General features: G+C 65.9%; 20 protein-coding genes. 13 read left to right on the top strand and 7 right to left on the bottom strand.

Annotation, left to right across the window (positions count from 1 at the left end; translation table 11 throughout):
* Positions 1 to 37: 37 nt before the first annotated feature.
* Complete coding sequence (locus tag AC1DS6_RS05655; protein ID WP_441625151.1) at positions 38 to 1,213, top strand: L-rhamnonate dehydratase; 1,176 nt, start codon at positions 38 to 40, stop codon at positions 1,211 to 1,213.
* Positions 1,214 to 1,301: 88 nt separating this feature from the next.
* Here AC1DS6_RS05655 and AC1DS6_RS05650 read toward each other — a convergent pair whose 3' ends face one another.
* Positions 1,302 to 2,252 carry a LysR family transcriptional regulator gene (locus AC1DS6_RS05650; protein WP_441625149.1) on the bottom strand — a complete coding sequence of 317 codons (951 nt, stop codon included), beginning with the start codon at positions 2,250 to 2,252 and terminating at the stop codon, positions 1,302 to 1,304.
* A 132-nt stretch (positions 2,253 to 2,384) separates the two neighbouring features.
* On the opposite strand from AC1DS6_RS05650, the gene AC1DS6_RS05645 reads away from it, so the two are divergent.
* Positions 2,385 to 5,798 (top strand): adenylate/guanylate cyclase domain-containing protein, encoded by a 3,414-nt coding sequence (locus AC1DS6_RS05645; RefSeq protein ID WP_477102248.1) that lies wholly within the window; start codon positions 2,385 to 2,387, stop codon positions 5,796 to 5,798.
* A gap of 35 nt (positions 5,799 to 5,833) precedes the next feature.
* Here the strand turns inward: AC1DS6_RS05645 and AC1DS6_RS05640 are convergent, their stop codons facing one another.
* Positions 5,834 to 6,883, bottom strand: coding sequence for a patatin-like phospholipase family protein (locus AC1DS6_RS05640; protein ID WP_441625145.1), 1,050 nt, complete (start codon positions 6,881 to 6,883; stop codon positions 5,834 to 5,836).
* 437 nt (positions 6,884 to 7,320) lie between these two features.
* On the opposite strand from AC1DS6_RS05640, the gene AC1DS6_RS05635 reads away from it, so the two are divergent.
* The 7 genes from AC1DS6_RS05635 to AC1DS6_RS05605 all read left to right on the top strand — a co-directional run bounded on the left by AC1DS6_RS05635 (position 7,321) and on the right by AC1DS6_RS05605 (position 16,184).
* Positions 7,321 to 9,150, top strand: coding sequence for a gamma-glutamyltransferase family protein (locus AC1DS6_RS05635; RefSeq protein ID WP_441625143.1), 1,830 nt, complete (start codon positions 7,321 to 7,323; stop codon positions 9,148 to 9,150).
* 108 nt (positions 9,151 to 9,258) lie between these two features.
* The gene (locus AC1DS6_RS05630) at positions 9,259 to 10,239 is read left to right on the top strand and encodes a Bug family tripartite tricarboxylate transporter substrate binding protein (protein WP_447431782.1); all 981 of its coding nucleotides are present in this window, start codon (positions 9,259 to 9,261) and stop codon (positions 10,237 to 10,239) included.
* Between the two features lie 4 nt (positions 10,240 to 10,243).
* Positions 10,244 to 10,798, top strand: a complete 555-nt coding sequence (locus tag AC1DS6_RS05625; protein WP_441625139.1) for a GAF domain-containing protein — start codon at positions 10,244 to 10,246, stop codon at positions 10,796 to 10,798.
* A gap of 193 nt (positions 10,799 to 10,991) precedes the next feature.
* Positions 10,992 to 11,450, top strand: a complete 459-nt coding sequence (locus AC1DS6_RS05620) for a hypothetical protein (protein WP_477102247.1) — start codon at positions 10,992 to 10,994, stop codon at positions 11,448 to 11,450.
* A gap of 351 nt (positions 11,451 to 11,801) precedes the next feature.
* Positions 11,802 to 12,305, top strand: coding sequence for a (2Fe-2S)-binding protein (locus AC1DS6_RS05615; RefSeq protein WP_045235768.1), 504 nt, complete (start codon positions 11,802 to 11,804; stop codon positions 12,303 to 12,305).
* Positions 12,302 to 14,632 (top strand): xanthine dehydrogenase family protein molybdopterin-binding subunit, encoded by a 2,331-nt coding sequence (locus tag AC1DS6_RS05610; RefSeq protein WP_441625135.1) that lies wholly within the window; start codon positions 12,302 to 12,304, stop codon positions 14,630 to 14,632. Before AC1DS6_RS05615 ends, AC1DS6_RS05610 begins: the two co-directional genes overlap by 4 nt.
* Positions 14,633 to 15,080: 448 nt before the next feature.
* The gene (locus AC1DS6_RS05605; protein ID WP_441625133.1) at positions 15,081 to 16,184 is read left to right on the top strand and encodes a PDDEXK nuclease domain-containing protein; all 1,104 of its coding nucleotides are present in this window, start codon (positions 15,081 to 15,083) and stop codon (positions 16,182 to 16,184) included.
* Positions 16,185 to 16,304: 120 nt separating this feature from the next.
* On the opposite strand, the gene AC1DS6_RS05600 is transcribed toward AC1DS6_RS05605, so the two are convergent.
* Positions 16,305 to 17,213: a LysR family transcriptional regulator gene (locus AC1DS6_RS05600; RefSeq protein WP_477102246.1), complete on the bottom strand. Its 909-nt coding sequence runs from the start codon at positions 17,211 to 17,213 to the stop codon at positions 16,305 to 16,307.
* 140 nt (positions 17,214 to 17,353) lie between these two features.
* On the opposite strand from AC1DS6_RS05600, the gene AC1DS6_RS05595 reads away from it, so the two are divergent.
* The gene (locus AC1DS6_RS05595; RefSeq protein ID WP_441625306.1) at positions 17,354 to 18,040 is read left to right on the top strand and encodes a CoA transferase subunit A; all 687 of its coding nucleotides are present in this window, start codon (positions 17,354 to 17,356) and stop codon (positions 18,038 to 18,040) included.
* The gene (locus AC1DS6_RS05590; RefSeq protein ID WP_441625129.1) at positions 18,037 to 18,672 is read left to right on the top strand and encodes a 3-oxoacid CoA-transferase subunit B; all 636 of its coding nucleotides are present in this window, start codon (positions 18,037 to 18,039) and stop codon (positions 18,670 to 18,672) included. The genes AC1DS6_RS05595 and AC1DS6_RS05590 overlap by 4 nt, the downstream gene beginning before the upstream one ends.
* Before the next feature lie 6 nt (positions 18,673 to 18,678).
* Here AC1DS6_RS05590 and AC1DS6_RS05585 read toward each other — a convergent pair whose 3' ends face one another.
* The 3 genes from AC1DS6_RS05585 to msuE all read right to left on the bottom strand — a co-directional run bounded on the left by AC1DS6_RS05585 (position 18,679) and on the right by msuE (position 21,487).
* On the bottom strand, positions 18,679 to 19,560 hold the full coding sequence (locus AC1DS6_RS05585; protein ID WP_441625127.1) for an alpha/beta fold hydrolase: 882 nt from the start codon (positions 19,558 to 19,560) through the stop codon (positions 18,679 to 18,681).
* 127 nt (positions 19,561 to 19,687) lie between these two features.
* Positions 19,688 to 20,719: an isocitrate/isopropylmalate dehydrogenase family protein gene (locus AC1DS6_RS05580; RefSeq protein WP_477102245.1), complete on the bottom strand. Its 1,032-nt coding sequence runs from the start codon at positions 20,717 to 20,719 to the stop codon at positions 19,688 to 19,690.
* 201 nt (positions 20,720 to 20,920) lie between these two features.
* On the bottom strand, positions 20,921 to 21,487 hold the full coding sequence (gene msuE, locus AC1DS6_RS05575; protein ID WP_441625123.1) for an FMN reductase: 567 nt from the start codon (positions 21,485 to 21,487) through the stop codon (positions 20,921 to 20,923).
* Positions 21,488 to 21,806: 319 nt separating this feature from the next.
* Between msuE and AC1DS6_RS05570 the strand changes: the two genes are divergently transcribed.
* Positions 21,807 to 22,013, top strand: a complete 207-nt coding sequence (locus AC1DS6_RS05570) for a hypothetical protein (protein ID WP_441625121.1) — start codon at positions 21,807 to 21,809, stop codon at positions 22,011 to 22,013.
* Positions 22,014 to 22,128: 115 nt separating this feature from the next.
* Here AC1DS6_RS05570 and AC1DS6_RS05565 read toward each other — a convergent pair whose 3' ends face one another.
* Positions 22,129 to 22,977, bottom strand: a complete 849-nt coding sequence (locus AC1DS6_RS05565) for a D-amino acid aminotransferase (protein WP_477102244.1) — start codon at positions 22,975 to 22,977, stop codon at positions 22,129 to 22,131.
* A 349-nt stretch (positions 22,978 to 23,326) separates the two neighbouring features.
* Here AC1DS6_RS05565 and AC1DS6_RS05560 point away from each other — a divergent pair, with 349 nt between their 5' ends.
* Complete coding sequence (locus AC1DS6_RS05560) at positions 23,327 to 24,460, top strand: alkene reductase (RefSeq protein ID WP_477102243.1); 1,134 nt, start codon at positions 23,327 to 23,329, stop codon at positions 24,458 to 24,460.
* Positions 24,461 to 24,632: the final 172 nt, after the last annotated feature.

Below are 24,632 nucleotides of genomic sequence, written 5' to 3'. Positions count from 1 at the left end.
GCCGCCCGCCACCGGCCACTATCCAACGGAGACTATCTTGAAAATCACCAACGTCCGCGCCCGCGTCTTTGAATGGAAGGGCAAGACCGTGCCCCCGCAAGCGCACTTCTGCACCAATGCCACCGACATCCTGTTCGAGCGTGGCGACGCCATGGGCTCGTTCCGCTTCCACGGCTGGCTGGTGGTGGAAGTGGAAACCGATACCGGCCTGGTCGGCATCGGCAACTGCGCGCTCGCACCGCGCGTGGCCAAGGAAATCGTCGACCAGTACCTGGCCCCGATCGTGATCGGCCAGGACCCGTTCGACAACGAGTACCTGTGGCAGAAGATGTACCGCCGCACCCACGCCTGGGGCCGCAAGGGCATCGGCATGGCAGCAATTTCGGCGGTAGACATCGCGCTGTGGGACCTGATGGGCAAGGCGGTGGGCAAGCCGGTGTTCAAGCTGCTGGGCGGGCGCACCAAGGAAAAGATCTGGTGCTACGCCTCCAAGCTCTACAACAACGATGACCGCGACGCCTTCCTGGCCGAGGCGCAGAGCTATCTCGACCAGGGCTTCACCGCGATGAAGATGCGCTTCGGCTACGGTCCCAAGGACGGCCCCGCCGGCATGCGGAAGAACATCGAGCAGGTGCGCCTGCTGCGCGAACTGGTGGGCGACAGCGTCGACATCATGCTGGAATGCTATATGGGCTGGACGCTCGAATACGCGCGCCGCATGCTGCCGCGCCTGGCCGAATTCAATCCGCGCTGGCTGGAAGAACCGGTGATCGCCGACGACATCGAAGGCTATGCCGAGCTGAAGAAGATGAGCCCGTTCCCCATCTCCGGCGGCGAGCACGAATTCACCTCCTACGGTTTCAAGGACCTGCTGGAACGCCGCGCGGTGGACGTGATCCAGTACGACACCAACCGCGTGGGCGGCATCACCGCCGCGCAGAAGATCAATGCCATGGCGGAAGCCTGGTCGGTGCCCGTGATCCCGCATGCGGGCCAGATGCACAACTACCACCTCACCATGGCCTCGACCGCATCGCCGATGTCCGAGTACTTCCCGGTGCACGACGTGGAGGTGGGCAACGAGCTGTTCTACTACATCTTCAAGGGCGACCCGGCGCCGGACAAGGGGTACCTGCAGCTTGACGACAATCTGCCGGGGCTGGGGCTGACGCTCAACGAGGAGTACTTCGGGGAGTTCGAGATCATCGAATAAGAAGGCCGCAACGGCCCGCAACCCGCCTGGCTGTGCCGGTTGCGCTCTTAGAAGGGCGCAGCCGGCCGCTTGCGTTTCAGGTCCGGCCTCATCCCTTCACCCCCACCGCCTGCTGCAACGCGTGCACCAGCGTCAGCAGCGGCTCGCTGTGCTCCGTACGGCGCAGCCACATTGCCCCCACCGCCGGCAGGTCCCACGTCAACGTATGCGGCAAGACCGCGGCGCTGCCGCTGGCAGCCAGTTCGGCAGCCACCGCGCGCGGCACGATGGTGATGGCGCGCGGCTGGTTGCGCATCAGTGTGGCGATGGTCTTGATCGAATACGTCTCCACCATCGGCGTCGGTGGCACTGCGCCGGCGGTAGCGAACAACGTATTGATGGTGCGCCGGATCGGCGTATGCGAGGGCGGCAAAATCCAGTCCAGCGCGGCCAGGCGCGGCCAGTCCAGCTTGCCGCGCGCCAGCCGCGCCGCGGCGGCCACTGGCACCACCAGCGCGGGTTCCTCGCGGTAAAGCGGCGTCTGCACGATGTCGTCGCCCGGCGCGTAGAAGGACCGCGCGATCACGCAATCCAGTTCGTGCGCGCGCAGCGCCGCCACCAGTTCGTCCGTGGTGCCCTCGCGCACCAGCACCGCCACGCGCGGCTGCTGTTGCAAGCCGTGCGAGCAGGCTGCATCCAGTACCACAGGCGCCACATACGGAATCACGCCGATGCGCAGCCGCCCGTGCAGGCCGGCGCCGATCACCGCCAGTTCCCGCCCGAGCGCCTCCGTATCCGCCATCGCCAGCCGCGCATGCGCCAGCACGGCCGCGCCGGTCCCGGTAGGCTCCAGCCCGCGCCGCGAGCGCGCGAACAGCGGCACCATGAAGATCTCCTCGATCTCCCGCAGCGCCTTGGTCACGGCGGGCTGGGTCAGGTCCATCTCGGCCGCGACGCGCGACACCGAGCGCTGACGGTCCAGCGCCAGCAGCAGCGCCAGATGCTTGAGGCGCAGGCGGGAGATGAGGTTGTGCTGAAGTTTGTCGACTGGGGACGGCAATTGGAGTCCTGGACCTGATCGTCTAGCAAGACGTTGATTCTACTAGCGCCGCCACGACGCGCCCTGAACTTGCTAAGGCGGCCAATGGCGCGTCTAATGATCCGAGGCAGGCGATGGCAGTCAGGAGGGGTGATGCGCTGCACAAATTGCGGGTTCGCGAACCTCGCGCAGGCCAACTTCTGCGAGCAGTGCGGGGCCAGGCTTGCGCGGATCTGCCCGCGCTGTGGCGAGGAGTCCGGCCCTGCGGCGAAGTTCTGCCGCGGATGTGGCTCGCCCCTGGATGACGCCCCGTCAGCATCGCTTCCAGGACCTGCGACGGCCGCTTCGGCCCCTGTCCACTACACGCCGCCCCATCTGGCCGAGCGCATCCGGGCGGAGCAGGCAGCCATGGAAGCCAGGGGCGGAACGGCCGGCGAGCGCAAGACCATCACGGCGCTGTTCGCCGATATGGCTGGTTCGACGGCGTTGATCCAGGACCTGGACCCGGAAGAGGCGCGTCACCTGATCGACCCCGTGGTGACGCTGATGATGGATGCCGTGCACCACTATGAGGGCTACGTAGCCAAGTTCCTGGGAGACGGCATTCTCGCTCTGTTCGGCGCTCCCATTGCCCATGAGGATCATGCCCTGCGGGCTTTGTATGCGGCGCTGCGCATGCAGGAGGCAATGCGTCGCCACAGTGACCGGGTGCGTCTGGATCAGGGCATACCGCTTCAGATCCGCGTCGGAATCCACACGGGTGAGGTGTTGGTGCGCTCGATCCGCAAGGACGATCTGCACACGGACTACGATCCCGTGGGGCACACAATCCACATCGCCTCGCGCATGGAAGGCGTTGCCACACCGGCGTCCATCCTTGTCAGCGAGTCGACCCATAGGCTCGCCGAAGGGTATTTCGAATTCAAGCCGCTGGGGACGACCCACGTAAAAGGCGTCCGGGATCCGCTTGCGGTGTATGAGGTGCTGGGCCTCGGCGCATTGCGCACTCGCCTGCAAGTGGCGGCGCATCGCGGCCTGGCGCGCTTTGTGGGACGCCAGGCCGAAATGGAGGCGTTGCACAAGGTCCTGGAACTGGCCAAGGCGGGGCATGGGCAGGTCGCCGAGGTGATGGGAGAGGCCGGGGTAGGAAAATCGCGGCTGTTCCACGAGTTCAAGGCACGATCACAGCAAGGCTGCATGGTGCTGGAGACCTTCTCGGTTTCGCACGGCAAGGCCTTCGCCTATCTCCCGCTGATCGAGCTCCTGAGGAACTATTTTCAGATCACCCCGCAGGACAACGACCGAAGCTGCCGCGAGAAGGTCACGGGCAGACTGCTTACCCTCGACAGGACGCTGGAAGACCATTTGCCCTATTTGCTCTACCTGCTCGGCTCCGTCGAGCCCGGCTCGGCACTGCCGACCATGGACGCTGCCATCCGGCGGCAGCGCACGTTTGAAGCGGTTGCACGCCTGCTGGTCCGCGAAAGCCTCAACCAGCCTCTCGAGCTCCTGTTCGAAGACCTGCAATGGCTGGACAGCGAAACCGAGGCCTTCCTCAATATCCTCCTGGACTATGTGCCGGGTGCGAGGATCGCCCTGCTCGTCAACTACCGCCCGGAGTACTCCCATGACTGGAGCTCCCGGAGTTACTGCGTCCAGCTGCATCTTGAGCCGCTGGGCCCGGCCGAAGCCCAGGGGCTGCTCACCGCGCTGCTGGGCGAGGATCGCGCTCTCGCGCCGCTGAAACGGCTGATCCTGGACAAGACGGAAGGCAACCCGTTCTTTATGGAGGAAGTGGTCCAGACCCTGGTTGAGGAGCATGCCCTGGTTGGCCAGCCTGGCTGCTACCGCATCGAGAGAGCGCCGACTTCGCTGCATATCCCCACCACCGTCCAGGGCGTGCTCGCCGCCCGCATCGACCGGCTCCCCCTCGTCCAGAAGGAACTGCTGCAAAGCCTGGCCGTGATCGGCAAGGAGTTCCCATTGAGTCTCATCCGGCATGTCACTGCGCTGGCTGACGACGAATTGCGCCCGCTTCTGGCCGCCCTGCAGGCGGGCGATTTCATTTACGAACGACCTGTATTCCCGGAGGTGGAGTACGCCTTCAAGCACGCGCTCACCCAGGAAGTTGCCGGCAACTCGCTGCTTACCGAGCAGCGCAGCGCGCTGCACGAGCGCACCGCGGAGGCCATCGAGACACTGTTCCAGAGTCGGTTAAAGGACTACTGCAGCGAGCTGGCACATCATTACAGCCACAGCGGCAACATCCCGAAGGCAGTCAAGTACCTGCACTGCGCCGGCGAGCAGGCCCTGCAGCGTTCTGCCCAGATGGAAGCAATCCGTCACCTGGGCACGGCCGTGGAACTGCTCGAGCGGCTGCCCGACACGCCCGAGCGCGCACGCGAGGAACTCACACTGCTACTAACGCTAGGACCGGCCTTGATAGCCACGCGGGGTCAGGCCGCTCCCGAGGTGGAGGCAACTTACAGGCGCGCACTGGCATTGTGCGAACAGGGTGGGCAAACGCCCAGTTTCTTCTCGGCGCAGCTAGGACTGTGGGCGTTCTACCAATTGCGGGCGCAGTACACGGTTGCGCAGCCGCTTGGGGAACGGCTGCTTGCCATGGCTCTGGACACGCAGAAGCCTGGGCAGCTCGCGGAGGCGCATCGTGTACTCGGCGCCACCACGTTCCGCCTGGGCCAGCCCGGCGTGGCCCGCACCCATATGGAAGAGGTGCTGTCACTGCAACGGCCGGACCCGTCGGCATACGATTTTCTTCTGGGTTACGGGCGAGACCCGGCCGTACATGCCACAAGCACGCTGGGTTGGATCCTGTGGTACCTGGGCCTGCCGGATCTGGCTCGCACGCGCTGCCAGGACGCATTGGTTCTGGCCAGGAAGCGCCCCGACGCCTTTAACCTCGCGCTTTGCTTCGTCTTCGCAGCCGAAGTGCACCAATGTCGGCGTGAGGTGCAATTGACCCGCGAGTACGCAGAGGCCGCGATCGCGATCTCGGGCGAGGAGGGCTTTCCCATCTATCTGGCGTGGGGAACCGTTCTGCAAGGCTGGGCGCTGACGGAACAAGGCCGTTTGGAAGAGGGGATTGCCGAAATACACCAGGGCCTCGCCGCTTACGAGGCAACTGGCGCGGCACTGGGCAGGCCGAACTTTCTGGCCCTGCTCGCTGAAGCGCTTGGGAGAGCCGGGGACTTCCAGGCCGGGCTGGACGTGCTGGCCGAGGCGCTAGCCTTGACGCAAGACACGGGAGAGCTGCTTGACGAAGCGACGCTGCATCGGCTCAAGGGAGAGTTGATACTCCAATCCCGCGCACTCACTGGCCACGACGAAGCCGAGGCCTGCTTTCACAAGGCAATCGCCGTCGCCCGCGATCAGGGTTCCAGGTCACTGGAGCTGCAGGCCGCGCTGAGCCTTGCCCAGCTATGGCGAAGGCAGGGAAAGATGAGCGCCGCGCGCCAGACCCTTGCCCCGATCCATGGAACCTTCAGTGAGGGCTTCGACACGGCTGACTGGCAGCAAGCCAAGGCACTACTGGACGATCCGACCTGAAGCGATAGCGCTTCCCGGTTGCCCGGCCGTCATCCTCAAAGGAATTCCTTTTTGATGTCAATGCTAGAGCGCTGGCCAACATTGTCGTAGTTTTCCGTGATCCATGCCTCGGCCGCAGCCCTCCCCTTGTCACGCAGGAAGCAAAGGAAGTCCCAGTCGGCGTTGTACTTGCTCGACGCGCCGAGGGCGCTCATCGTCTCATCGGAACGGATGGAGTGGATCAGCATTTCCTTCATTTCGCTCCGATCAACCTTGCCTTGCTGGATGAGCGAAGTCACGAAGGCTATCGCGCGCATTTCTCGCATGAGCGACGAGTTGAAACTTACCTCATTGACGCGATTGAGGATGTCGGCGGCAGTGGTCGGCACGCCACGGCGTACGATCGGATTGATATGGACAATCACGACATCGCTTGTATTGCAGTGATAGATCAGCGGGAAAATTGCCGGGTTACCCACATAGCCGCCATCCCAAAAGTACTCGCCATCGATGGACACGGCCTGGAACAGGGTTGGCGGACAGGCCGAAGCCAGCACGCCCTCAATGCAAATGTCCTCGCTTGAAAAGATGCGTATCCTGCTAGTCTCGACATTGGTCGCACACAGATAAATCTGTATCGGGCAATGCTTGCGCAATGCCGCAAAATCGACCTGCTTCTCCAGCACGTCCCGGAGCGGATTCGAGTTATTGGGATTGAACTGGTATGGCGACAGGATACGAAGAACGATATCCGCCATCGCGTACAAGGGCGAGTGATTCAGCCCAAAGCTATGTGTCCCTTTCAGCCACGGCACCCAGCGCGCCGGGCTGTACCGCGCTGCCGATTGCGCGATCGCTAGCCAGAAATCGTGGAGCGCCTGGCGCGCCTGCCCGTGCCCGCCTTGCAGCAAGCCATGGGCGAGCACGGCGGCATTCATCGCCCCCGCGCTCGTTGCACTGACGCCTTCGATGGTAAATCTCTGATCCTCGAGCAGCCGGTCGAGGACTCCCCACGTGAACGCGCCGTGCATGCCGCCACCCTGCAATGCAAGTGCAATGGGCTTTTGTTCACCGTTATCGGTCTGCTTACGGAGATCCCCAGCCATCCTGAAGCTCCTTGGTGGTGCGCACGGGAGCGTGCCCGCCGGGTATCAACTTCCGTAGGCATTGCGCGAAGTATCGTAACCCGCGCTTCTCCAGGCGTTTGCTCGGCGGCTACCAGCGCAGCGCTAATGGATACCCGCCAAACAAGGCTTCCGGCAGTGCGTCGAATGACAGGGGCCGCTGTCCTGAGTGTAGTAAAGATGGGCATGGTCAACTTGGCGGCGCGGCAGATCGTGCCGCAGCTGGCGGACGAGGGGACCGGCTTAGCGTCGGAATCTGCATTCCAGCAGGATCGGGGGATTTTTATGCATAACCAATTTCTCATACAACAATAAGAAATACGCGACAAACGGTTATCCAATAACCCTATACTTCAAGGCAACCACCCCCTTCGGCTTGCGCTGCCTTCGCCGCCCTGCCCGGACCCCACGGAGCCTCCATGTTCACCACCCGCCCGGAAATAGTCGGTACCTTTGGCGTGGTCTCGTCCACCCACTGGCTGGCCTCGCAAACCGCCATGAGCGTGCTCGAGCGCGGCGGCAATGCCTTCGACGCGGCGGTGGCCGGCGGCTTTGTACTGCAGGTGGTGGAGCCGCACCTGAACGGCCCGGGCGGCGAAGTGCCGATCCTGCTGTGGAGCGAGCGCGAACGCGCGGTGCGCTCCGTCTGCGGCCAAGGTCCCGCGCCGGCACTGGCCGACCCGGCCGCCATGCGCGCCAGGGGGCTGGACCTGGTGCCCGGCATCGGCCTGCTGCCCGCCACCGTGCCTGGCGCCTTCGGCGCATGGCTCACCATGCTGCGCGACTACGGCACCTGGACGCTGGCGGATGTGCTGGCGCCCGCCATTGCCTATGCGCGCGACGGCTTCCCGCTGGTGCCGCGCATCTCGCAAGCCATCCTGGCGGTGCGCGAGTTGTTCCAGAACGAGTGGCACAGTTCGGCCAACGTCTGGCTGCCGGATGGCCGCGTGCCGCGCCCCGGCAGCCTGCATGCGACGCCTGGCGTAGCCCGGACCTATACGCGCATTGTGGAAACGGCCGAGGCCGCCGGCGGCACCCGCGAGCAGCAGATCGACGCCGCGCTGGATTGCTGGTACCGCGGCTTCGTCGCCAGGGAAATCGACAGCTTCTGTCGCACGCAGGCCGTGCGCGACACCACCGGCGAGCGCCACAAGGGCCTGCTCCGCCATGAAGACATGGCTGACTGGACGCCTACCGTGGAAGCACCCGCAACGCTGGATTTCGGCCGCTATACGGTGGCCAAGTGCGGCATCTGGAGCCAGGGCCCCGCCTTCCTGCAGCAGATCGGCATGCTGCGCCACGCCGACCTTGCCGCCCACGCGCCCACCTCGCCCGAGTTCGTCCACCGCATCGCCGAGGCGGCCAAGCTGGCCATGGCCGACCGCCTGGCGTGGTACGGCGATCCCCGCTTTGGCGACGCGCCGCTGGCCGGCCTGCTCGATCCCGCCTACCTGGCCGCGCGCGCGCGCCAGATTGGCGAGCGCGCCTCGCCCGACATCCTGCCCGGCATCGTCGGGGGCCGCACGCCCCGCCTGCCCGATCTCGGCGCGGCGGAACGCACGCTGCGGCAAGCCGATGTGCGCTTCGGCGTGGGCGAGCCCACTTTCGCGGCAATGCCCCCGGTAGCGGAGTGGGCCGAGCGCGAGATCTTTGTCGGCGACACCTGCCACATCGACGTGATCGACCGCCACGGCAATATGGTCGCCGCCACGCCGTCGGGCGGCTGGCTGTCGTCCAGCCCGGTGATTCCCGAGCTTGGCTTCGCGCTCAACACCCGCCTGCAGATGACCTGGCTCGAACCGGGCCTGCCCAATACGCTGGCGCCGGGCAAGCGCCCCTGCACCACGCTCTCGCCTTCGCTGGCACTGCGCGACGGCGAGCCCTACATGGTGTTCGGCACGCCCGGCGGCGACCAGCAGGACCAATGGTCCGTCGCCTTCTTCCTGCGCCACGCCGTGCACGGCATGAACCTGCAGGAAGCCATCGACGCGCCCGCCTGGCATATCGATCATTTTCCCGGGTCCTTCTGGCCACGCTCGGTGGTCCTCAACCGGCTCAGCGTGGAATCGCGGCTGCCTGAAGACACCATCGCGGCGCTGCGCGCGCGCGGGCATGAGGTGAAGGTGGGAGAGCCATGGTCGGAGGGCCGCATGTCCGCCTGCACCAGAGAGCGCGATGCGCAGGGCCGGCTGGTGCTGCGTGCCGGCGCCAATGCACGGGGCATGCAGGGATATGCGGTGGGGCGTTGAGAGCGTTGAGGGCCGTCGGAGCAGACCAGCGGTCCGGCAAGGCAAGCAGTAATCGAATCAAACCGGATCGCATCAGGCGGTTCGCATAGCAATCGGAGAAGGAAAGAGATGAAAACCGTTTTGAAGCGCTGCCTGCTGGGCCTTGCCACGTTCTCGCTGTTCTGCGCCGCCTCCGGGGCCGGCGCGGCCGATCCCTATCCGCAAAAGCCCATCACCCTGATCGTGCCGTGGGCCGCCGGCGGCTCCACCGACATCCTGGCACGCGTACTCTCCGAACACCTGACCCGCTCCCTCGGCCAGCCGGTAATTGTCGACAACAAGCCCGGCGCATCTGGCAACATCGGCTCGGCCATGGTCGCGCGCGCCAAGCCCGACGGCTACACCCTGCTGGTCGGCTCCATGAGCACGCACGCGATGAACCCCGCGCTGATGCCCAACATGCCGTTTCGCGGCGTGGAAGACTTCACGCCACTGGGCCTGCTCGCCTACGTGACCAACACCATGGTGGTCAACCCATCGGTGCCGGCGCACAACGTCAAGGAGCTGATCGCTTACGCGCGCGCCAATCCCGGCAAGCTCGCCTACGCGAGCGCCGGCCCCGGGTCCACCAACCACCTGAGCGCAGTACTGTTCGAGAAGATGGCCGGCGTGCAGATGCTGCACGTGCCGTACAAGGGCGGTGCGCCTGCCGTGGTCGATACCGTGGCCGGGCAGACGCAATTGCTGTTCTCCGCCGGCACGCAAACCCTGCCACACGTCAAAGCCAGCAAACTGCGCCTGCTCGCCGTGACCGAGAGCAAGCGCTCGCCGCTGCTGCCCAATGTGCCGACCGTGGCGGAAACCGTGCCTGGCTATGAGCTGTCCGTCTGGTACGGTGCCTTCGGCCCCGCTGGCATGCCGCCCGCTCTGGTGACGCGTCTGAACCAGGAGATCAACAGGATCATGTCGATGCCGGAAGTGAAGGAGAAGATGAACGCCATCGGCGTGGAAACCGCCACCTCCACGCCCCAGCAGTTCGGCGCCATCCTGCGCCGCGATGCCGACCGCTACGGCAAGCTGATCCACGACCTCGGCATCAAGGGGGAGTGAAGCTGTGACCGATCATGTTCCTGACCTTGCCGCCGCCCCCGCTCACGCTACTGTGTCGCTGCCTGCGCCACTGCTCGCCTCGCTGTGCGGCGCGCTGGCCCGCGCAACCAGCCCCGCCAGTGCCTTCGATGCGATTGGCAACGCCACCGCCGCACTGCTCGGCCCCGGCCTGCTCACCATCAATGCCTACCGGCGCGCCAGTTCGGAAGTGGTGCGGCTGTGGTCCTCGGACAAGGCCGCCTATCCCGTGGGCGGCAGCAAGCGCAAGGCCGATACGCCATGGACGCGATGGGTGCTGCATCAGGGCGAGGTCTTCGTGGGCGAAGGCGACGCCGCGCTTGAGGCGGTGTTCGACGACATCGCCGTCATCCGCGGCCTTGGCCTGTCGGCGGTAGTCAATGTGCCGGTGTGCGAGGACGGCCGCTGCGTGGGCACCTTTAACTTCCTCGCGGCGCGCGGCGCATGGACGGAGGGGGAAGTTGCGACTTTGCGGCTGCTGGCACAGATGGTCGCGCCGGCGCTTATCGCCGCCAGCCGGGTAGCACAGCCCGGGGCTTGAGGCGAGCGCGCAACGCGCCTGCCCCCTTAATTCAAAAATATTGAACAATCCATCCTGAGAAACCAAGTCATAGCCACCGATGGCTCTCCTATAGTTCGTTACATGAACGGCGCGCAGCAAACAAAGCAACGTTCTGGCAGATGCAACGAATAATCAATGAAATTCAACGAATTTTAAGAAACCGGAGAACATCATGACCAAGACCATCGCCCTCAAGCTTGCTTCCACCCTCGTGCTGTCGTTCGCCGCCATCGGCGCCGCCCACGCCGCGACCGCCAAGGACCTGCTCCCCGGCGACAAGTACGGCTATGCGTTCCGCACCACGGTGCCCGCCGACAAGTATGGCTACGACTTCCGCACCCACGACGCCTTTACCGACGGTGCCCGCAGCGGCAAGCTGGATACCTTCGCCGACGGCGCCCGCATCGCCGGCCTGGATCGCACGGGTGTCTCGGCCTCTCCGGCCCGCGGCTTCGATGCCTACACCGACGGCGCCCGCACCGGCAAGCTGGATACCTTCACCGAAGGCGCCCGCATCGCTGGCCTGGACCGCACCGGTGTCTCGGCCTTCCCGGCCCGCGCCTTCGATGCCTACACCGATGGCGCCCGCACCGGCAAGCTGGATACCTTCACCGACGGCGCCAACGCCTGATGCAGTACCCGCAGTTGGTATCCCGCCGCGGCACCATGTGACCTGGTGCCGCGGCATTGGATGCCGCCGCGCAAGAACACTCCCCTCCCCCCCTCCCCGCTTCGCCCCCACCACCACAATTCCATTTTCTGGAATTAAGAAATCCCGACTCCGCCATTCCGTGAATCAACGGCCGGGATCACAATGCGCGTTGCGCAACGCTGCCGCAGCGGCATGGCGCCCGGCCGGGCGGTCCACTCTCACCACACGAACCACTCCCCCGCCCTCACACACGCGGCAGCGCAGGAATGCGCAGGCACTGGCCCGCACGCCAGCCCTCTTCCCCGTTGCACCTTCCCCGCAAAAATACACATGAGAACAATCACGATCAACGGTGTGCCGCAAAAGATCGACCTGCCCGACGATGCTCCGCTGCTGTGGGCCGTGCGCGATCACATCGGCCTGACCGGCACCAAGTTCGGCTGCGGCATGGCGCTGTGCGGCGCCTGCACCATGCACATGGATGGACAGCCGATCCGCTCGTGCGTGACGCCGATCTCGGCCGTAGCGGGCAAGAAGATCACCACCATCGAAGGCTTGTCGGCCGACAAGATCGGGCAGGCCTTGCAGGCAGCCTGGGAGGAATTCGGCGTGCCGCAGTGCGGCTACTGCCAGGCCGGCCAGTTGATGTCGGCCACTGCGCTGCTGCACGCGAACCCGCACCCGAGCGAGGAAGACATCGACGGCGCCATGAGCGGCAACATCTGCCGCTGCGGCACCTATACGCGCATCCGCGCCGCCATCCAGCACGTCGCCAGATCGAACGTGGCCGCGAAACCGGTTGCCCAGCCAGCTGGCAAGAGGAGCGCAAAATGAGCGAACGAAACGTTCTCGCCGTGGCACAGGCCCAGCCGGACCACGCCGGCAGCCCGCAATCCGCCGGGCGCCGCCGCTGGCTCAAGGGCATGGGCGCCGTTGCCGGGCTCACGCTCACCGTGGGCCTGGACGGCATCGTGCTGGCGGCCGACGAACCCAAAAAATACGGCCGCGACGGCATGCCCGGCGGCGCGGTGGACAGCCCGCTGGTCTTCCTCTCCATCGGCGAGGACGGCAAGGTGAGCATCGTGTGCCACCGTTCGGAGATGGGACAGGGCGTGCGCACCAGCCTGCCGATGGTGGTGGCTGACGAACTCGAGGCCGACTGGGCGCAGGTGCTGGTGGTGCAGGCCCCGGGCGACGAGATCCGCTACGGCAACCAGAACACCGACGGCTCGCGCAGCGTGCGGCATTTCTTCGAGCCCATGCGGCGCGTCGGCGCCAGCGCCCGGACGATGCTGGAGGCCGCCGCCGCCGCGCGCTTGGGCGTGCCAGTGAACGAAGTGCAGGCCCGCAACCATGCCGTGGTCCACATGCCCAGCGGCAAGAGCCTCGGCTATGGCGCGCTGGCGAAGGACGCCTCGCGCCTGCCGGTACCCGCCCCCGCCAGCCTCAAGCTGAAGGATCCCGCCCAGTTCCGCTATATCGGCAAGAACAGCACGCGCAATATCGATGGTCACGCCATCGCCACGGGCCGCGCGCAGTACGGCATCGACGTGCGGCTGGACGGCATGCTCTACGCCGTGATCGCGCGCCCGCCGGTGTTCGGCGGCAAGCTGGCCAGCGTCGATGCCGCGCAGGCCATGAAAGTGCCCGGTGTGATCAAGGTGGTCGAACTGACCGGCAGCCCCGCGCCTGCGATGTTCCATCCGCTGGGCGGCGTGGCGGTGATCGCCAGCAATACCTGGTCGGCCATCAAGGGCCGCGAGGCGCTGAAACTGCGCTGGGACGATGGCCCCAATGCCAGCTACGAGTCTGGCGCGTTCCGGGCGACGATGGAAAAGGCCGCGAACCAGCCCGGCAAGGTGGTGCGGAACCAGGGCGACACCATGGCCGCGCTGGCCGGTCCCGGCAAGCGGATCACGGCGCAGTATTACCTGCCGCACATCGCGCACGCCACCATGGAGCCGCCGGTTGCCACCGCGCGCGTCGCCGGCGGCAAATGCGAGGTCTGGGCATCGGTGCAGGCGCCGCAGGCCACGCGTGAAACGGTCGCAGGGCATCTGGGCCTGAAGCCCGAGGACGTCACGGTGCACGTGACGCTGCTGGGCGGCGGATTTGGCCGCAAGTCCAAGCCGGACTTCGCCGCCGAGGCCGCGCTGCTGTCAAAGGCCATGGGTGGCAAGCCGGTCAAGGTGACCTGGACGCGCGACGACGACCTGCATCACGATTACTTCCACACCGTTTCGGTTGAGCACATGGAGGCGATGCTCGGCGCCGACGGCCGCGCGCAGGCCTGGCTGCACCGCACCGCCGCATCCACCATCACCTCCACCTTCGTGGCCGGCGCAAAGAACGAAGCCGCCTTCGAGCTCGGCATGTCCGCGGTGAACATGCCGTTCGACATCCCCAACGTGCGCGTGGAGAATCCGGAGGTGGAAGCGCACACCCGCATCGGCTGGTTCCGCTCGGTGTCCAATATCCCCCACGCGTTCGCGGTCCAGTCGTTCGCGGCGGAACTGGCCACGGCTGCGGGGCGCGATCATCGCGACTACCTGCTGGCGCTGCTGGGCCCGGACCGCCGCATCGACCCGACCCAGTTGTCCGACGCCTGGAACTACGGCGAATCGCCGCAGCAGTATCCGCTCGATACCGGCCGCCTGCGCGGCGTGATCGAACTGGCCACGCGCGAAGCCGGGTGGGGCAGGAAGCTGCCGAAGGGACACGGGCTGGGACTGGCAGTCTGCTACAGCTTCGTGACCTACGTAGCGGCGGTGATCGAGGTGGTGGTCGGCGACGATGGCGGCATCAGCATCCCCCGCATCGACATGGCGGTGGACTGCGGCGCGCAGGTCAACCCGGACCGCATCCGCTCGCAGGTGGAAGGCGCCTGCATCATGGGCATCAGCCTGGCCACCACGGGCGAGATCACCTTCAAGGACGGACGCGCCCAGCAGGACAACTTCCACCAGTACGAGGTCATGCGCGCGCCGTCGGCGCCGCGCCAGATCCACGTGCACCTGGTGCCGGGCAAGTTCGACGCACCGCTCGGCGGCGTCGGCGAACCGGCCGTGCCGACCATTGCACCCGCGCTGTGCAATGCGATCTTCGCGGCTACGGGCAAGCGCATCCGCGCGTTGCCGGTCCGGGACCAGTTGAAGGCCTGAGCCTGAGCGGCGGGGCATTGCAATCGGCGCAGCAGCCTGCCTGCAATGCCCTGCACTCAATCCGATATTCTGTCCTGTTCGACGTCGGGGCGGCTGCAGTCGCCCGGTCAAGATACAACGCCAGTCGAGTTCGACTGCAAACCGGTATCCCCGACCTGCGCGAACGTCTTCTGCAAACGCGGCTCCTCTAGCCAAAACCCAACGGCCATCCTGACGAAAGCGCGCACTGATAGAATCCCGCAAGATGAATTCGACCGTGTAGCTGAAACGATCTAGGTGCCGCAGCATCTGCCGTGGTGTGCCACTGCATTGGTGACTGGTCACGCTACCCCGCCGTAGCTTGGGCGCAAATCAACGGCTGAGGAGAAGGGACGATGGATCGAATGCAATTCTTGCGGATCACTCCCCGCATATCGATGCTGGAAACGCAGCGGGTAGGCCGTTCACAATGACGCGCAAGCGAACTGCAACGCCTGCCCCTCCGCCCGGCGAGGAGGTCAACGCCGAGGCGCTTGTCGGCGACATACGTCGCCTGATTTGCGAGGCCCGCACGGGGCTTGCCGTCACGGTCAACGCCGCGTTGACGATACTATATTGGCGCGTCGGCCAGCGCATCGGCTCGGAGGTGCTTCGCGGCGAGCGCGCCGGGTACGGCGAGCAGATCGTCGTTTCCCTGTCGCGGCAGTTGGAGGCGGAGCATGGTCGTGGCTTCAGCGCCAAGAATTTGCGGCACATGCTGCGCTTCGCTGAGGTTTTTCCGAGCGAGGACATTGTCTACGCACTGAGTAGACAATTGAGTTGGACCCACCTCCGCAGCCTGATTTACATTGATGACCCGCTAAAGCGCGAGTTCTACCTGCAGATGTGCCGCGATGAGGGGTGGAGCACCCGCACCCTGCAGGACCGCCTGGACTCGCTGCTGTTCGAGCGCACCGCGTTGTCTCGCAAGGCGGATGAGCTTTTAACCGAAGAACTCACGGCGCTGCGAGAAAGGGGCGAACTGACCCCCAGCCTGGTACTCAAAGACCCCTATGTCCTCGACTTCCTGGGCCTGCAGGATCGCTATCTGGAGCGCGACCTTGAGGATGCCATCCTGCGCGAGTTGGAGCACTTTTTACTCGAACTGGGTGCAGGCTTCACCTTTGTTGCCCGTCAGAAGCGGCTGCAGATCGACAACGACGATTTCTATATCGATCTGCTGTTCTACAATCGCCGCCTCAAGCGTCTGGTGGCAATCGAGCTGAAACTGGGTGAGTTCAAGGCCGCCGATAAGGGACAGATGGAACTCTACTTGCGCTGGCTCGCCAAGCACGAGCAAGAGCCTGGGGAAGCACCACCGCTAGGCATCATCCTCTGCACTGGCAAGAAACGCGAGCACATCGAACTGCTGGAACTGGATCAAACTGGCATTCATGTCGCCGAGTACTTGACCGAGCTTCCGCCCCGGCAACTGCTGGAGCAAAAGCTCCATGAAGCGGTCGCGCTATCGAAGGCGAGGCTAGAGAATCGCGCCGGCGACACCAGTGGAAGGCTGGAGGCGGATGCACAATGACCGGAACGCCGGGTTACTGATCGGACTCGTCGCTCAAGGAGAAACAGGCGACCGATCACAGCAACCACCACCATTTGGCAACAGTCGTCACAACGATCGCAAGTGTCGGTCCTGTGTGATTCACTTCGGCTGCCGCCCCCTCCCCTGCCTGCACCGCTCGATCAACCGCAGCACCGTGGGCGAGCGTTCGTTCTTGCGATGTACCACGGCAAGCTGCGACGTCACCTCGTTGCGCGCCAGCGGCTTGAATACCACGTCGGGCGGCGCGAACGCGCGCATCGAAGCCGGGATCAGCGCCACGCCGAACCCGGCCGCCACCATGCTGATGATGGTGGCCATCTGGCTCGACAATGCCTCCACGCGCGGCTGGAAGCCGGCATTGCCGCAGATGGCAAGGGTGATGGCGTAGAAGCCGGTGCCGTGTTCGGTGTGCGTGCAGATAAACGTCTCGTCGCGCAGCATGGCCACATCGATGCGCGCACGGCTTGCCAGCGCGTGCGTGGCATGCAGCGCGACCACGACCGCTTCCGCGGCGATATCGAACAAGGCCAGCCCCTCTGGCAAGGCTTGCAACGGCGGGCGGATAAAGCCGATATCGAGCGCGCCGCGCGCAACCGCGTCGAGCTGGGCCGGCATGTCCATCTCGCGCATGGCGAGCCGCACGGCCGGATAGTCCCGGCGGAAGCGATAGACAAGCCTCGGCAGCAAACCCGAGAGCGCGGCGGATGCCACGTAGCCAATGGACGCGCTGCCGACATCGCCACGGCTCGCGCTGGCGGTGGCCAGTTCGGCGTGCCGGACCTGCCGCAGGACGCCCAGCGCTTCCTCTTGGAAGACAGCGCCAACCTCCGTCAGCGCCAGCCGGCGCTTGCTGCGCGAAAGCAACGGCGCACCCGCCTCCTGCTCGATCCACCTGAACTGCTGGCTCAGCGCCGGCTGCGAAATGCCGAGGCGCTCCGCCGCGCGGCCAAAGTGCAGTTCCTCCGCCAGCGCGGCGAAGTATCGATAGTGTCGGAGTTCCAGGTTCATCGGGATGGCCAGTGCGCGCAATATAAGCCTAGCTTATCAATAATTAAGCCTCTTGTACTTGAACCTATCGATCCGGACGCCGCATGATGCATGGCTTGGCGGCGGCGAAGCCGCGGAACGGGAGCGTGTCGGGCATGGAATTGGTCAACAAACGGGTAGCAAGCTGCGGCGAGGCCATCGCCGATCTGCGCGACGGCGCCACCGTGATGGTGGGCGGCTTCGGCAGCGCCGGCCTGCCCGGCGGCCTGATCGCCGCGGTGCTGGCGCATGGCGCCAGGGATCTGATGGTGATCTCCAACAACGCCGGCTACGACGGCGAGGGCGTGGCGAGCCTGATCGAAGCCGGGCGCGTGCGCAAGCTGGTCTGCTCGTATCCGCTGACGGCCGGGGCCACGGCCTTTCGCGACGCCTACCGGCGCGGCGAAGTCGAGCTGGAACTGGTGGCCCAAGGCACGCTGGTGGAGCGCATCCGCTGCGCCGGGGCCGGGCTGGGCGGCTTTTACTGCCCCATCACCGCCGGGACCATTCTTGCCGAGGGCAAGGACACGCGCGAGATCAACGGCGTGCAGCACGTGCTGGAACTGCCGCTGCATGCGGATTTCGCGCTGATCCGCGCGCGCACCGCGGATCGCCTCGGCAACCTGGACTATCACCTGGCCGGGCGCAACTTCAATCCCGTGATGGCGACCGCCGCGCGCGTGGTGGTGGCGGAGGTCGACACGATGGTCGAGGCCGGCGCCATGAACCCCGAACATATCGTGACGCCGGGCATCTTTGTCCATCGCCTCGTCACCACCGACGGCCAATCCGCCAGGAGCGAACAATGATGCGATGGAACAGGGAGCAGATCGCCCGGCGCGCGGCGCAGGACATCCGCACGGGATCCTATGTCAACCTGGGCATCGGCCTGCCGACGCTGGTCGGGGACATGATCCCGCCGGAGCGGGAGGTCTTCCTGCATAGCGAGAACGGCATCCTGCATCTCGGGCCGCGCCCGCCGCCAGGCGAGGAAAACCCGGAACTGATCAACGCCAGCAAGCAGCCGGTGACGCTGCGCCCCGGCGCAGCGATCTTCGATTCCGCGCTGAGCTTTGCCATGATGCGCGGCGGCCATCTGGACCTGGCAATCCTGGGCGCCTATGAAGTGGCGGAAAACGGCGACCTGGCCAACTGGACCCGGGGCGATCCCAACACCCCGCCGGCCGTGGGCGGCGCGATGGAACTCGCCTTTGGCGCCCGCGAGGTCTGGGTGCTGATGGAACACACCACGCGCGACGGCCGCCCGCGCCTGCTGCGCCGCTGCACGCTGCCGTTGACCGCACGCGGCGTGGTCTGCCGCATCTATACCGACCTGGCGGTAATGCGCGTGACGCCCGACGGCTTGCGGGTGGAGGCAATGGCGGAAGGCATCACACTGGAAGCGCTGCAGGCGGTGACCGAGGCGCGCCTCCTGCCCTGACGCCCGTCAGCGGCCGGACACCACCCGCCCGATCCACGCGGCGAGGATGGCAATCACCTCCGCACGGTTGGTCTCGTTCAACGTCTCATGGCGTGCGCCGCCGAATACGTGGGACGACACATCGGTCTGCCCCGCCGCGCGATAGCGGCTGACCAGCGGCTCGAACCAGGCGAGGTGATTATTGACCGGATCACGGTCGCCGGTGAACAGGTAGATGGGCAGCCCCGGACGGATGCGGCGCAGCGTATCCGGCTCGGCCAGGCGCGCGCATTCGGCGAACATCGAGGCACGCGACGCCGGCGTGACGGTGAAACCGCACAGCGGATCGGCGATATACGCATCCACCTGTGCCGGGTCGCGGCTGAGCCAGTCGAAGGGCGTGCGGCTGTCCGGCACCCCGGCATTCATATCCTCGAGCTTGAAACCCGCCCGCGCCGCCTCCAGCATCAGGTCCACCGCGGTGGTGCCCGACAGCGCCGCGCCGGCGAGCAACTCGCTGTGCTCGGCCAGGTAGCACTGCGTGGCGAACGACCCCATGCTGTGGCCGAACAGGATCAGCGGCAGGCCGGGATGCTGCGCCCGCGAGTGCCGGCTGAGCACGGCCATGTCGTCCGCCAGTGCTGCAAAGCCACGCGGCCCGAAGTCACCAAGCTTATCCTGGGCGGCCGCATCGGCGCCATGCCCCCGGTGCTCGCTGGCATAGACCACGTAGCCCGCGCCCACCAGCGCTTCGGCCAGCGGCCGGTAGCGCAGCGCATGCTCGCCCATGCCATGCGCGATCTGCACCACGGCGCGCGGCGCCGCGCCTCCCTGCCAGCGATGGACCTCGATCTTGTGGTCGTCGTTGGAATCGAGACGGAAGTGGAAGTACGGTTCCGATGTCTGCATGCCAAGCCCTCGGTTAGCGCCGGCTTGTGTCGGGAGTGACGGTAGCGGCGCAACCATGGTACGCAAGAGTGCGTGGCGGGACTATCCGGGTTGGTCCTGTCGGCGGCGCCCAGCATGTGCCGGTGCGTCAACCCAGCCGCTTCACCACCGCGTCGGCAAATTGCAGCGTGGACGCCGAGCCCTTCAGGTCGCCGGTCCTGACCTGGTCCTCATTGAGCGCCAGGTCGATCGCCTTGCGCAGCCGCAACGCCAGGTCCTGCCGGCCTGCATGTTCGAGCATCAGGCCGGCGGCCAGCATCAGCGAAATCGGATTGGCGATGCCCTTGCCGGCGATATCGGGAGCCGAGCCGTGCACGGCCTCGAAAATGGCGGCGGTATCGCCGATATTGGCCCCCGGCGCCATGCCCAGCCCGCCCACCAGGCCGGCAATCTGGTCGGACAGGATATCGCCGAAGAGGTTGGTACAGAGCAGCATGTCGAACTGCCAGGGGTTGAGAACGAGCTGCATGGCGCAGGCATCGACGATGCGGTCGTCCATCTCCACGCGGCCCGCATAGTCCTGCGCCACCTCGCGCGCGGCTTCCAGGAAGATCCCGGTCAGTGCCTTGAGGATATTGGCCTTGTGCACCACGGTGATTTTCTTGCGCTGGTTCCTGACCGCGTACTCGAAGGCGAAGCGGGCGATGCGCCGGCAGGCGTCGCGCGTATTGGTGCCGGTGGAGACCGCCACGGCATGCGGGTCGTCGCCCACGGGGATGTAATAGTCGTGGGCCACGTAGAAGCCGCCCACGTTCTCGCGCACCAGCACCAGGTCGATGTTCTCGAAGCGTCCCGGCACCAGCGTGCGGGCGGGCCGCACATTGGCATAGAGATTGAAGGCTTCGCGCAGGCGCACGTTGACCGAACGGAAGCCGCCGCCGACGGGCGTGGTCAGCGGGCCTTTCAGCGCCAGGCCGGTACGGCGAATGCTGTCGAGGGTAGCCTCGGGCAACGGGTCGCCGCCCTGGGCGATGCCCGCCATGCCGGCCTGCTGTACGTCCCAGGAGAATGGCGCGCCCAGCGCGTCCAGCACCTTGACGGTGGCCTCCACCACTTCCGGCCCGATGCCGTCGCCGGGGATCAGGGTGGCGGGGATCTGATTGGCTGCTCGGATTTCCATATGCTTGTCCTTTGGAGGAATTGGGCGGCGCGCCGGCGGGGGAGCCGAGGCGGGCTTTCGCTCACAAGCATAGATTACGCCCGTGACAATCGGGCCCGACCGCGCATGAGCAGGCAATGACGGACCGGAACCAAGGACACGGCGTGGCAACGAACGCTTGCCGAAAGCCGGGATGAAGACATCCCGGCTGCGGCGCTCCCCTCAGGCGGCACGCTGCAGCGGCGATCTGCGGCTGGCGCCGAACAACGGCGCGGCGCGGTCGGCGGCCAGGCGGATGCGCTCGGCCAGCGCATCGCTGCTGACCTGGTGGTTCTGGAAATCGCCGGGGCTGCCATACACGCCGATCGGTAGCGTCAGCGCCTGCAGGAATCCGAACAAGGGCCGCAGCTGATGCTCCAGCACCAGCGCGTGCCGGTCGCTGCCACCCGTGGCCGCCAGCAGCACGGGCTTGCCGGCCAGCGCCTCCTGCCCCACCAGGTCGAACAGATGCTTGAAATGGCCGGGATAGGACCCGCGATAGACAGGCGCCGCCACCACCAGCAGGTCGGCGGACTCGATCGCAAGCAGCTCGTTTTCAATCTCCGGCGGCAGTTCGGCGCGCGTCAGCGCGGCGCCCAGTGGGCGGGCGATCTCGCCCAGGTTGACGATATGGCTGTGCAGCAGCAGCTTGCCATCGAGCTCGCCAAGCAACGCCCGCACCAACGCGAGCGTGCGCGAGGGCTGTTGCGTACTGCCGTTGACGGCGACCACTTTCAGCGGTGTAGCCATTGGAAAAACCTCCTGTCGATATCGATTGGTCCTGGATTCGCGCATTGCAATGCCTGCCCGGTGCCGCGCTTGCGACAGCGCCGTTGTCCGCAGGCTTTGTCCGTCTCAAGCGGTCGCTTACAAGTCCCTCACGATAGCGCAGCACAGCAAGCCGCCGAAGGACGAAATTCGTCTTTGCATAGATGCGTGGGGTGTATATGCGAATGCGAATCCCGACCGCCATCGCGTGCGCTGCGGCCCTCCCCCGCTTCGCGCCGGCTGTGCGGATTTCGCGTTTGCATATCCGGAATCACTCGCTCGCGAGCGCGAGGCGCAGGCCATGCCGGGATTGGTCTGGCCTGCCCGCGCTGGCACATGGCAAGGCAGGGAAGAGGCCGCGTCGACGCAGGGGGAGCTGAAACTGGAAGCAGCGGGGCAATCCCTGACTGCCGCGCCCGACGACGCCTACTGGCAGGCCCGTCCGCAGGCCGCCAGGCGCAGGGAGAGCCGGAATACCGCGCAGCAGGCGCTGACGGCCGCAGCATGATCGCCGCAGCCGCCCTGGAACTGGATACCGCCGCCGGCACGCTGCTGCTCTGCCGGCCGGACGGGCAACGCCAGTCGCTCCGTCACGCCGGGCAACCAGCCACACCGTTCTCGTACTACGGCGCCACCTTGGCTGCCTGGTACGCAGCGTAGAGCTTCTTGAACACAGGGCCGGGCTCGCCGCTGCCGATGGTCTTGCCGTCGATGGTCACCACCGCGAGGATCTCCTTGCTGGCCGACGTCAGCAGTACCTCCTCGGCAGCCATTACCTCGTCCTGCGAAATCCGGCGCGCTTCCAGCGAGATATCCAGCGCCGCGCACAACTCCTCCATCCAGCCGTAGCGGATGCCTTCCAGGATCAGGTTGTCCTTCGGCGGCGCCGAGACCCGGCCCTTGCCGACCACCCAGACATTCGACGCCGAGGCTTCGGTCAGCGCGCCGTCGCGGAACTGGATGGTCTCGGTGACACCATGCTCCGCCGCGTTCTGCGCCGCCAGCACATTGCCCAGCAGGGAGGTCGACTTGACCTGGCAGTGCAGCCAGCGCTTGTCCTCGGCCGTCACGCAGGCCACGCCCTTCTCGCGCATGTCCGCCGACGGCAGCGACATGGGGTTGGTCATGATCAGCACCGTCGGCGTCACCTCCTTGGGGAAGGCATGGGTGCGCCGTGCCACGCCGCGCGTGACCTGAATGTAGACCATCTGGTCGCTCAGGCCGTTGGCGCGCACCACGCGGTCGATCAGCGCCATCCACTCCGGCTCGGCGTGCGGGTTGGGAATGCCGATGGTTGCCAGGCTGCGCGCCAGGCGGGCCAGGTGCTGCTGCAGGCGGAAGGGCTTGGCGCCGTAGATGGGGACGACTTCATACACGCCGTCGCCAAAGATAAAACCGCGGTCCAGCACGGGGATGCGGGCTTCTGACAAAGGCGTGAGTTCGCCGTTGAGGTAGACGATTTCGTCGTTCATGTTGGGTAGCGCCAGGGTGGGGAGAGCGGTAAAGGGACGGAAGCGGAATCCGTCGGTTGACGCATTGTTCCATAAGCCCCGGCGGGCGCTTATGCAAAATCGGCATGAACTGCCCGAGGACGGCCCCGGGGGCCACCGGGTGATGCCTGTATCACTACGGGCAGTTGGCCATCCTTGAGCCCGCCGCAAGAATCATTTGCCTGTTACAGGGTTTTTGCAAAAGCGGCCCGTCCCGATAATCCATACATCATCCCGGCAACACCGCCGGGCGGCCCGGGCCCCAGGTCCATCCAGGGCCGGCCCCCTGTGGCCGCTTCTTGCCTGGCCAAACCGACGAGCGAGAGAAACCATGCTGTTCACCCCCTACACCTTCGGCCATATCACCACCCGCAACCGCATCGTGATGCCGCCCATGACCCGTTCGCGTGCCGCCGCCGGCGACGTGGCAACGGACCTGATGGCCGAGTATTACAGTCAGCGCGCCACTGCTGGCCTGATCATCTCGGAAGGCACGCAGATCAGCCGGCAAGGCCAGGGCTATGCCTGGACGCCTGGCATCTACAGCCCCGGACAGGTCACAGCATGGCGCAAGGTCACCGACGCAGTGCACGCCGCCGGCGGCAAGATCTTCGCGCAGCTCTGGCACGTCGGCCGCGTGTCGCATACCACGCTGCAGCCGGGTAACACCGCGCCAGTGTCGTCGTCGGCGCTGGTCGCCGAGGGCGTCAAGGTGTTTGTCGATGCCACCGGCCAGGGCCCGCAGGGCGGTGTCGGCGAGATGATCCAGCATTCCGCCCCGCGCGCGCTGAACATTGACGAGATCCCCGGCATCGTGGCCGACTACGCGCAAGCGGCGCGCAACGCGCTGGCAGCCGGCTTCGACGGGGTCGAACTGCATGGCGCCAATGGCTACCTGATCAACCAGTTCATCGACTCGCAGGCCAATACCCGCGGCGACGAATACGGCGGCTCGCTCGCCAACCGGTTGCGCTTCCTCAAGGAAGTCGCGCAAGCGGTGACCGACGTAGTCGGCAAGGACCGCATCGGCGTGCGCCTGGCGCCGCTCACCACGCTGCAAGGCGCGGTCGACGATACGCCCGAAGCGACTTACCTTGCCGCGGCACACGCGCTCGGCCAGATCGGCGTGGGCTATATCCATATCGCCGAAGCAGACTGGGAAGACGCACCCGTGATGCCAGCCACGTTCAAGGAAGCGCTGCGCGCCATCTATCCCGGCACGCTGGTCTACTCGGGCAACTACAGCAAGGCACGCGCGGAAGAAGCGCTCACTAAAGGCTGGGCCGACCTGATCGGCTTCGGGCGCCCGTTTATCGCCAACCCTGATCTGCCCTACCGGCTGCAGCACGATCTGCCGCTCAATGCCGGCGACCGCTCGAAGTATTTCGGCGGCGGTGCCGCGGGATACACCGATTACCCGAGATTTACGCCGCAGGGCGAGAGCGAAACCAAGGCCGCGGCCTGAGCCGCTGCCGGTGCGCTGCCGTGCTTTCATGAAACGGGCGATGAAGCGGCCCGCGCCGTGCAACTGGCGTCGGCAGCGTAGAAGGCGCCCGTGGATGTCAACAAAAGCGATATCGCCACCGGGCTGCCAAGCACCTGGCGGCACGGATCGGAGGCCAGACGTACAACGAAGC

The sequence above is a fragment of the Cupriavidus sp. 05L310 genome (assembly GCF_056398185.1).
This window is presented reverse-complemented; position numbering and strand designations above follow the sequence as displayed.